The sequence below is a fragment of the bacterium CG_4_10_14_0_2_um_filter_33_32 genome (assembly GCA_002792735.1).
Classification (GTDB): Bacteria; Patescibacteriota; CPR2_A; order CG2-30-33-46; family CG2-30-33-46; genus CG2-30-33-46.
The window spans coordinates 18,382-28,280 of record PFOW01000011.1 but is presented as its reverse complement, the minus strand read 5'-3'; the positions used below and the strand labels follow the sequence as shown (position 1 = coordinate 28,280).

Annotated in this window: 13 protein-coding genes; all 13 read left to right on the top strand. The window is 34.4% G+C overall.

What is annotated here, in order from left to right; all coding sequences use genetic code 11:
- The first annotated feature begins 129 nt into the window (after positions 1-129).
- The 13 genes from COX95_00820 to COX95_00760 all read left to right on the top strand — a co-directional run bounded on the left by COX95_00820 (position 130) and on the right by COX95_00760 (position 9,897).
- Entirely contained in the window at positions 130-372 is a 243-nt protein-coding gene (locus COX95_00820) for a hypothetical protein (GenBank protein PIZ86601.1), read from the top strand.
- Between the two features lie 110 nt (positions 373-482).
- A complete protein-coding gene (gene fusA / locus COX95_00815; GenBank protein PIZ86600.1) occupies positions 483-2,582 on the top strand; it encodes an elongation factor G in 2,100 nt (699 codons plus the stop codon).
- 93 nt (positions 2,583-2,675) lie between these two features.
- Positions 2,676-2,936: a hypothetical protein gene (locus COX95_00810; GenBank protein ID PIZ86599.1), complete on the top strand. Its 261-nt coding sequence runs from the start codon at positions 2,676-2,678 to the stop codon at positions 2,934-2,936.
- Positions 2,937-3,069: 133 nt separating this feature from the next.
- Positions 3,070-4,257: an elongation factor Tu gene (gene tuf, locus COX95_00805; GenBank protein PIZ86598.1), complete on the top strand. Its 1,188-nt coding sequence runs from the start codon at positions 3,070-3,072 to the stop codon at positions 4,255-4,257.
- Positions 4,258-4,267: 10 nt separating this feature from the next.
- On the top strand, positions 4,268-4,588 hold the full coding sequence (locus COX95_00800) for a 30S ribosomal protein S10 (GenBank protein ID PIZ86597.1): 321 nt from the start codon (positions 4,268-4,270) through the stop codon (positions 4,586-4,588).
- Positions 4,589-4,795: 207 nt separating this feature from the next.
- Positions 4,796-5,056, top strand: coding sequence for a GlsB/YeaQ/YmgE family stress response membrane protein (locus COX95_00795; GenBank protein ID PIZ86596.1), 261 nt, complete (start codon positions 4,796-4,798; stop codon positions 5,054-5,056).
- Positions 5,057-5,422: 366 nt separating this feature from the next.
- Complete coding sequence (locus COX95_00790) at positions 5,423-6,205, top strand: 50S ribosomal protein L3 (GenBank protein ID PIZ86595.1); 783 nt, start codon at positions 5,423-5,425, stop codon at positions 6,203-6,205.
- Positions 6,202-6,924, top strand: a complete 723-nt coding sequence (locus tag COX95_00785) for a 50S ribosomal protein L4 (protein PIZ86594.1) — start codon at positions 6,202-6,204, stop codon at positions 6,922-6,924. The genes COX95_00790 and COX95_00785 overlap by 4 nt, the downstream gene beginning before the upstream one ends.
- Complete coding sequence (locus tag COX95_00780) at positions 6,924-7,205, top strand: 50S ribosomal protein L23 (protein PIZ86593.1); 282 nt, start codon at positions 6,924-6,926, stop codon at positions 7,203-7,205. The genes COX95_00785 and COX95_00780 overlap by 1 nt, the downstream gene beginning before the upstream one ends.
- The gene (locus COX95_00775) at positions 7,202-8,023 is read left to right on the top strand and encodes a hypothetical protein (GenBank protein ID PIZ86592.1); all 822 of its coding nucleotides are present in this window, start codon (positions 7,202-7,204) and stop codon (positions 8,021-8,023) included. Before COX95_00780 ends, COX95_00775 begins: the two co-directional genes overlap by 4 nt.
- 32 nt (positions 8,024-8,055) lie before the next feature.
- A complete protein-coding gene (locus COX95_00770) occupies positions 8,056-8,874 on the top strand; it encodes a 50S ribosomal protein L2 (protein PIZ86591.1) in 819 nt (272 codons plus the stop codon).
- A 13-nt stretch (positions 8,875-8,887) separates the two neighbouring features.
- Complete coding sequence (locus COX95_00765) at positions 8,888-9,214, top strand: 30S ribosomal protein S19 (GenBank protein ID PIZ86590.1); 327 nt, start codon at positions 8,888-8,890, stop codon at positions 9,212-9,214.
- A gap of 2 nt (positions 9,215-9,216) precedes the next feature.
- Positions 9,217-9,897, top strand: coding sequence for a 50S ribosomal protein L22 (locus tag COX95_00760; GenBank protein ID PIZ86589.1), 681 nt, complete (start codon positions 9,217-9,219; stop codon positions 9,895-9,897).
- Positions 9,898-9,899: the final 2 nt, after the last annotated feature.

Below are 9,899 nucleotides of genomic sequence, written 5' to 3'. Positions count from 1 at the left end.
AGAGAATACACCAATCTTTGGGTAATATTTCACCCATTGATTATTTAATAAAAACTGTTCCGGAGTCTCAAATGTGCGTGACGCGTACAGACACTTGAAATAAGCACTTAAGAGATTTAGTATAGAAATATGAGTGATGAAAAAATTATTCAAAAATTAATAGAGCATGATGAAAGATTTGAAGCGATCGAGAATAAGATGGATAAAGGATTCGAGAATATTACTAATAGATTGGAAGAGATTGTAGGTATTATTAGAAGATTAGATCAAGAACGAATCTTTACAAAGGAATGGGTTAGAAGAATTGAAGAAAAAGTTGAGGATCAGCAAAAAGAAATTTCAAAAATTAAACAAGTTCTAAAAATAGCATAATAGTTGATTATTTTTAAATTTTATATATAATAACCAAGACGCCAAAAGGCGCGTTTTTAAATTTAATTATTAGTAATTAGTTATCGGTTATTGTATTCAAAGGAGGATTTGTGGGTAGAGAATATCCGTTGGAAAAAGTAAGAAATATAGGAATTATTGCTCATATCGATGCAGGAAAAACAACTGTAACAGAGCGTGTCCTTTTTTATACAGGAAAAACTCATAAAATTGGAGAAGTTCACGAAGGAGAGGCTGTAATGGACTGGATGGAGCAGGAGAGAGAAAGAGGTATTACTATTACTTCTGCTGCTACAACCGCATTTTGGACTCCAAAACATCCTCTATATAATGTGCCTCATCGAATTAATATTATCGATACTCCTGGACACGTTGATTTTACTGTAGAAGTAGAAAGATCTTTGCGTGTTCTAGACGGCGGTGTTGTTGTTTTTGATGGTGTTGCCGGAGTTGAACCTCAATCTGAAACAGTATGGCATCAGGCTGAAAAATACAAAGTGCCAAGAATGTGTTTTATCAATAAATTAGATCGTACAGGCGCTGATTTTTACCGCTCCTACCAGTCTATTTTAAATAGATTAGGTTTAAATGCTATCCCAATACAATTACCAATAGGGCAGGAAGACAATTTTATTGGTCTTGTTGATCTTATCAGAAACAAAGCATATGTATACAAAGATGAAAAAGGTGTTAATTATGAAGAAGAAGAAATACCTTCTGACATGGCTGGTAAAGTAAAGGAATATAGAGAAAAAATGGTTGAAAAAATTGCTGAAACTTCTGATGAGTTAATTGAAAAATATTTAGCTGGTGAAGAAATATCAGAAGCAGAGCTTATAAAGGTTTTAAGAGAAGCTACTATAAATAACAAGATTGTACCTGTTTTGTGCGGATCAGCCTTAAAAAATAAAGGTGTCCAGCCATTATTGGATAAAGTTGTTGAGCTTCTTCCTTCTCCTTTAGATATCCCGCCAGTTAAAGGAAAGAATCCGGCTACAGACGAAGAAATGACAAGAAAAGCTGATGATAATGAACCCTTTTCTGCTTTAGCTTTTAAAATAGCCGCAGATCCTTTTGTTGGCAAATTGGCGTTTTTCAGAGTTTATTCAGGAGTATTAAAAAGTGGATCTTATATTTTAAATACTACTACTGGCGAAAAAGAGAGAATTGGTAGAATCGTTAGGCTGCATGCGAATCATCGTGAGGATGTTACTGAAGTCTATGCCGGTGAAATTGCAGCTGCTGTAGGCTTAAAATCAACAACAACGGGAGATACTCTTTGTGATCCAGATAATCCTATTACATTAGAATCTATTACATTTCCAGAGCCAGTTATTCATATCGCTATTGAACCTAAAACAAAGGCAGATCAAGAAAAATTAGGTATTGCTTTAGCTCGTTTGGCAGAGGAAGATCCTACCTTTAAAGTTAGAACAGATCAGGAAACGGGCCAGACTCTTATAGGTGGAATGGGAGAGCTTCACTTAGAGATTATTGTTGATAGAATGAAGCGGGAATTTAAAGTTGAAGTTAATGTTGGCAAACCTCAGGTAGCTTACAAAGAAACCATTACCATATCAGCAGACGCTGAATCCAAATATATTAGACAAACTGGCGGTCGTGGTCAGTATGGGCATGTATTAATTAAAATTCAGCCTCGAGAAAAAGGCGAGGGCTTTGAATTTATAAATAATATTGTTGGAGGATCAATTCCCAGGGAATATATTTCTCCCATAGAGGCTGGTATTAAAGAAGCAGCCGAGAATGGAGTAATTGCAGGATATCCTGTTGTGGATATCCAAGTGACTTTATATGATGGTTCTTTCCACCCTGTGGATTCTTCTGAAATTGCCTTCAAAATTGCAGGAAGTTTAGCATTACAGGATGCTGTTAAAAAGGCGAAGCCTGTTATTCTTGAACCTGTAATGAAAGTTGAAGCAGTTACTCCTGAAGAATATATGGGTGATGTTATGGGTGATGTAAATTCCAAGAGAGGTAGGATTCAAGACATGGGCGATAGAGGCGTTATGAAGGTAATTGATGCCTTTGTTCCTCTAAGCGAGATGTTTGGTTACTCAACAAGTTTACGGTCAATTACATCGGGTAGGGGTAACTATACAATGGAATTTGATCATTACGAAGAAGTTCCAAAGAATGTTGCTGAAACATTAATTGGAGAGAAGGGAAAATAATTTTCCCGTTATCTAATTAAAATTCATGAAGTTATCCACAAGACAAATTAAAAAAATATTGTTATAATTTTATTACTAAGCAAGGGATAGCAAATGGCAAAAAAAGAAGTTGCCTTATTAGAAGATTTAAACTCAAAAATTAAGGCTGTAATTGAGACTCAATCAGTTTTAAGAGATGGTATGTCAGATACCAGAAGATATCTTAGATTGATTTTAGACAGGATTGAGGAAATTGAGGCGACTTCAGAAGTAATGAAATTATCACTAAGACGTAAAGTAGATATGAAAGAATTGGGAACCATAGAAAAGAGAATAATCGATATGGAGAGAAGGTTCTCTTCAGTAAAATATTGAAAGTTTTTCTAATATAGTGTACAATTCTTGTATCATAAGAGTCAAATAGTTGACTTTATTGATTCAATCTATTAAAATTTTAAATTGTAATTTATAAATCAAAATTTAATTAAATTGTAACAAGGAGAGACAAATGGCAGAAAAATTTGAAAGAGTAAAAACTCACCTTAATGTTGGTACTATCGGTCATGTTGATCACGGAAAAACAACATTAACTGCGGCTATCCTAAAAGTTTTAGCAGATAAAGGTTTTAAAGCTCAAAGTAAAAAATTTGAAGATATAGATAATGCCCCGGAGGAAAGAGAAAGAGGCATTACTATTGCAACCGCTCATGTTGAGTATGAAACTGAAAAAAGGCACTATGCTCATGTAGATTGTCCAGGACACGCTGATTATGTTAAAAACATGATTACCGGTGCTGCTCAAATGGACGGTGCTATTCTTGTTGTTTCTGCAGCTGACGGTCCTATGCCTCAAACACGTGAACACATTCTTTTAGCAAGACAAGTTGGAGTTCCTTATATCGTTGTATTTTTAAACAAAGTTGATCAGGTAGATGATCCGGAACTTTTGGATTTAGTTGAGCTAGAAGTAAGAGAATTGCTTTCTAAATACGAATTCCCAGGAGACAAGATTCCTATTATCAAAGGAAGCGCCCTAAAAGCTTTAGAAGGCGATGCAGCAGCAGCTGATTCTATTATGGAACTTATGAATGCTTTAGATGAATATATCCCCGAGCCACAAAGAGATGTTGAAAAGCCATACTTAATGCCAATTGAGGATATTTTCTCAATCGCGGGTAGGGGTACTGTTGTAACAGGAAGAATTGAAAGAGGTATTGTAAAGGTTAATGAAGAAGTTGAAATAGTTGGTATTCATCCTACATCAAAAACAGTAGTTACGGATATTGAAATGTTTAACAAGCAGCTAGATGAAGGTAGGGCTGGTGATAATGCTGGTGTTTTGCTTCGAGGCACTAAGAAAGAAGACGTTGAAAGAGGACAAGTTCTTGCAAAGCCAGGCTCAATTACTCCTCATACAGAATTTGAAGCCAAAGTGTATATTTTAACCAAAGATGAAGGTGGAAGACATACTCCCTTTGTTAAAGGTTATAAACCGCAGTTTTACGTTCGAACAACTGATGTTACTGGAGAAGTAACTGATCTACCAGAAGGTGTAGAAGTTGTTGTTCCTGGTGATAACGTAAATCTAAAGATCAAATTAATTAATCCTGTTGCAATGGAAGAGGGAATGAGATTTGCCATTAGAGAAGGCGGAAGAACCGTAGGAGCAGGAGTAGTATCAAAAATAATAAAATAAGAACTAATTAATGGTAAAGAAGAACGTTAAAACAAGAATAAGAATCAGATTAAAGGCTTACGATCATCGAGTTATAGATCAATCTGTGAAGCAAATCATTGATGCTGCCGAAAGAACTGGAGCAACTGTAGCCGGGCCAATTCCATTGCCCACAGAAAAGAGTAAATATACAGTTATACGTTCCCCTTTTGTTCATAAAAACTCCAGAGAACAGTTTGAAATGAGAATCCATAAGAGATTAATTGATATTAAAGAATCAACCCCCAAAACCATAGATGCTTTGATGAATTTAAGTCTCCCTGCAGGTGTTGATATTGAAATAAAATATTGATTAAATCTATAGTTTTTTAAAAATACGGCTTTCAGCCGTATTTTTTGTATATATTGATATAATTTTCCAGGAAAACCATCCATTATTTTGTCTTAATAATAATGATTAACTTATGAAAGGGTATTATCTTTAAATAAAGTAAACCCCGCTACTGGAAAGCTTTTACCATAAATCAGCGGTAACGGGGTGAAATATAAGGGGGTATTTATGAATTTATTAGCCTGGATTGTTATTGGAGGTATAGCTGGATGGATCGCAACGCTGATTACTAAAACCGGTCGGGAGTATGGGTTTTTGAGTGAAATCATAATTGGAATAATAGGCGCCGTTATCGGAGGCTTTCTTTTCAATCTTGTTGGTGGGCCAGGAATTTCTGGTTTGAACTTCACAAGCATGGTAATTGCTATAATAGGCGCAGTTATTCTTATTTGGGTTGCACAGGCCGTTAGAGGTGGTTATACTCGTTAATATATCCTGATAATTATCGGTTTCTGCAATAATCAAACCTAAATATTATAAAAATATATATTATATTCCTTAAATTTTGGTTAGGATATATTTACTGAGCTAAAAGTATTGACTTAGCTTTAATTTTTTTATACTATGTATATAGTTTAGAAGGATAATAATTTAAACTCCGTTAGAAATTTTTTGTGTAATTGTCTCTAATGTGATAGGTTTAGTTTTTCTAAATGGGGAAAATTTTTAAAAAGTTAGCTAGTTATTGGCAAGTCCGAAGTCCCGATATATCGAGATAGAGAGGAAACTACCAACGCTAGTAATGTTTTATTTTTATGGCAATATTTCGATAATTTTTTCTAATCAGTCAGGAATATTATGAAAATGATTATAGGTAAAAAAATAGGTATGACAAATATATTTTCCCTTGAAGGAAAATATATTCCAGTAACGGTTGTAAAATCGGACCCTAATTTTATTACTCAGATTAGAACCGAACAAAAAGATGGCTATATTGCTCTTCAGATTGGGTCAGAGGAATCAAAAAAAGTCAAAAAACCCCAAGAATATCAATTTAAAAAGGCTAAATTGCCGAAATTGAGAAATTTAAGAGAAGTACGAATTTCATCAGAAGAAGTAGCGAAATATCAAGTTGGTCAGAAAATAACCGTTAATACTTTTAAAGAAGGAGAGAAGATTGACGCAATAGGTATTTCTAAGGGTAAAGGTTTTGCAGGTGTCATAAAGCGTCATAATTTTGCGAGAGGTCCAATGAGTCATGGTTCTGATCATCATAGAGAGCCAGGATCAATAGGTGCAATGTATCCCCAAAGAGTCTTTAAAGGTAAGAAATTACCAGGCAGGATGGGTTATGAACGCGTAACAGTTAAAAATCTAAAGATTGTTAAAATAGATTCGGATGATCAGACTATTCTTGTACAAGGCGCATTACCTGGCCCAAACAAATCACTGGTTTTGTTAATGGGTAAGGGTGAATTTATAATCGAAGAACAAAAAAAATATGAAGAAAAAAAGACTGAAAAAGAAATAGTTGAGAATAAAGAAGAAGATAAAAAGGAGAACGGTCAGACAGAAAAAGAACCCGGCATTATAGAAAAAGAAGAACAGGTCAAAGATACAGCAGGAGAAGCTAAATGAACACAGCTAAAATTTATGATATAAAAGGTAAAGAGCAGAGTAAAAAGACTCTTCGGTCTGATATTTTTGATGTAAAACCAAGTGAAGTTCTTTTAAAGCAAGCTGTTGTTAGATATTTGGCGGGTTTAAGAGAGCCAATTGCTAAAACTAAAACAAGAGCAGAAAGACGCGGTGGCGGCAGAAAGCCATGGAGACAAAAAGGCACAGGACGAGCTAGGGTAGGCTCAAGGAGAACACCAATCTGGAGAAAGGGCGGTGTTGTTTTTGGCCCGACAGGTACGGAAAATTTCACGAAGAAAATGAATAAAAAATCAATAAGGAAGGCTATACAAATGGCCTTATCTGTAAGGGCTAGCGAGGACAGAATTTTAATATTAGATAATATTCAATTAAATAAACCGCAAACAAAGGAAGCTAAGGCTATTTTCGATAAACTGCCGATTAAAGGAAGGATTTTATTTATTTCCGAAAAAAATCCGATTCTGTTAAAATCAGTTGAAAACATTCCTTTTGTTATGCCGACTTTGTATAATCAATTGAATTCTTATGATATTTTAGTCTCTGATTATGTGGTAATTCTAAAAGATGCATTAGATAAATTAGTTTCATTTTATGGTAATACAACAAATAAGGATAATGAAAGCGTAGATTTAGTAGATTTAAAGGAAGCTGATTATGATAAGAAGCAAGCCGAGACAGAGAAGAAGGTTAAAAAATAATGAAAGATATTTTAATACAACCAATCATCACAGAAAAAAGCTTTAATCTATCCAGTCAGTCAAAGTATGTATTTGAAGTTGGTAAAGATGCTAACAAAAAAGAAATCGGTAAAGCCGTTGCAGATATGTATAAAGTAACCGTAGAAAAAGTAAATATTGTTCAGAAAAGGCATAAAACAAGAAGATACGGAAAAACAACAGGCATTAAGCCGGGAAGAAAAGCTGCTATTGTCACTGTGAAAAAAGGTCAAGAAATTAAATTATTTGAGGAGACAAAATGAGGAAAGTAAATACAAAAACTCCAATTTTGTTCTTTTCTGTAATACTGTCGGTTATCGCGATTACTGGTATCTCCGCGTATTATTTTTTCTTTTACCCAAAGCAGATAGCTAGTTCTTTTACCTTGGCGATAGGTGAAGATTTGAATAAAAGTAAGCAGGACGTTGACAAACTGGAAGTTGTAGTTTCCAGCTGGGATGAGCTTACAAAAGGTAATTCTAATAAAACAATAGAAGATTTAAGAAGTATTAAAATAAATTTTAGTAATTTAAGCGCTAAGTCTGAGTCCGCGAAAAGAAACACAGAACTTGAGGAATTATACAAGGCTGTAAGGCAATTTTCACAATCCGGTCAGGAAGTTGCTGAAAATCTTGAATCAATTGCAATATACTTCAAGAAAGTAGAAAGCGCAGTTAAAGCATTTAATAATTTGAATACAGATTCCAAGAGTTTAGAAAAAATATCAAATTTAGTGACAAATTTTAAAAATATTTCAGAACAGTCATTAACTGAGTTAGAAAAAGTCGCACCGCCCAAGATGTTAGTCAATCTTGATAAGGATTATAAAGATCTTTTAAGGCAATATATAAAATCGGCGAATGATTTAAATGAAGCAATAGGCCAAAAGGATACAAAGAAAATAGAAACAGTAGGGAGAGAAAGTGACGATGCGGTAAATTCTATAACAAAACAGTTAGATGCAGACATGGCAATCTTTAAAGAGAGCTCATCTTTTTCTACTGATATATCAGGATTGAGGAATTTAAGAAAGTTAATTGACGAGAATTTAGGCAGAATTAAATCACATTATAATTTTTAGAGAAAATATAAGGAAGGTTAAACCAACAGCAAATGAAAAAGCAGACAAATAGTGAACAAGTGAATAAAAAAACTCAAGACGCTGTGTCCAGAAAAAGGCCAGAGAAGAGTTTAACTGCGCCTTTAAAAAGAAAAGCGGGGCGATCTTCTAGGGGAAATATCACTATAAGGCATAGAGGTGGTGGTGCAAAAAGAATTTACAGGATAATTGATTTCAAGCAAACAAGATATGATATGCCTGCAAAGGTTTTATCTATAGAATATGATCCTAACAGAACAGCTCATATTGCATTAATTCAATATGAGAATGGAGAAAAAAGTTATATTTTAGCGCCAGAAGGGCTAAAAATAGATCAGATAATCACTAGTTCTAAGGGTAAAATTAAAGCTAATGTCGGAGATAGAATGACGCTTGCTAATATACCGCTTGGATCATTTGTTTATAATGTTGAGCTTATACCTGGTAGGGGTGGTCAAATTGTAAAATCAGCCGGTTCTTCGGCAACTGTATTAGCAAAAGATAGTGGTTTTACGAATTTGAAAATGCCTTCCGGAGAAGTAAGAATGATTAAAAGTGATGCGATGGCAAGCATAGGCCAAGTTTCCAATTCTGATCATGGGAAAATAGTAATTGGAAAAGCTGGAAGAAAAAGACACATGGGAATTAGGCCAACTGTCCGAGGTAAAGCTATGAATCCAGTTGATCATCCTCATGGAGGAGGCGAAGGCAAGCATCCTATTGGATTAAAACATCCCAAAACCCCTTGGGGTGCCCCAGCCCTAGGTTATAAAACTAGAAGAAAAAAACTTTCTGATAGATTTATATTATCAAGAAGAAAGGGTAAAAAATAAACAGAGGTAAAGTATGTCAAGATCAGCAAAAAAAGGTCCCTATATAGACGAAAAATTACTAAAGAAAATAAAGGATTTAAGACCAGACGAGAAAAAAGTTATTAAAACTTGGTCAAGATCTTCTTCTATTTTTCCTGATATGGTTGGGCACACAATCGCCGTGCATAACGGTAAAGAACATATTCCGGTTTTTATAACTGAAAATATGGTGGGTCATAAACTTGGTGAATTTTCTCCAACGAGAAAATTTAGAGGGCATGGTGGAAAGATGGCAAAAGAGCAAGCAAAGGCGGCTGTTGTAAAATCAGCACCTCAACCAACAGGAAAGGAAGGTAAATAGTTATGGATATTCAATCTCATGGTAAATTTTTAAGACTATCTCCCAGAAAAGCAAGATTGGTTGTTAACTATGTTAGAGGGAAAAAAGCATTAGACGCTATTGCCTTACTGAATCTTATGCCTCAAAAAGCAGCACACGAAGTTTCAAAGGTTATTAATTCTGCGCTAGCAAATGCTCAGCATAACTACGGAATTGCAAAAACTGATTTTTTAATTAAAGAAATATCTGCTAATATTGGGCCTACATTCAAAAGATTTAGTCCAAGAGCTAGGGGAAGCGCAGATGTTATAAAAAGAAAAACTACTCATTTGAGCGTTATATTAACTGCGCCAGAAGGTTCTAAGGTTAATAAAAAAACTATTCAAAGTGAAGTGAAAAAAGATAAAGATGAAAAAATTTCTAAAGAAAATACTGCTATACAATCAGATTCTAAGCCCGCAGAAGTAAATAAGTCTAGCGATGCTATCAAGGCAAAAAAAGAAATATTACCTAAGGAAAGTGCTGTTAATACTAAGCAGCCTTCCAAGACTGTAAATAAATCAGTAAAGACCAAGCAGGCTAGAAGTAAGCCAGATATCAGTAATATTAAGCATTTAGAAAAGAAACAAAAAGAACAAGCGAGAGAAACAAAAGAGTCTTTCTTAGGCGGTATAAAAAGAATTTTTAGAAGAAAGGAATTTTAATT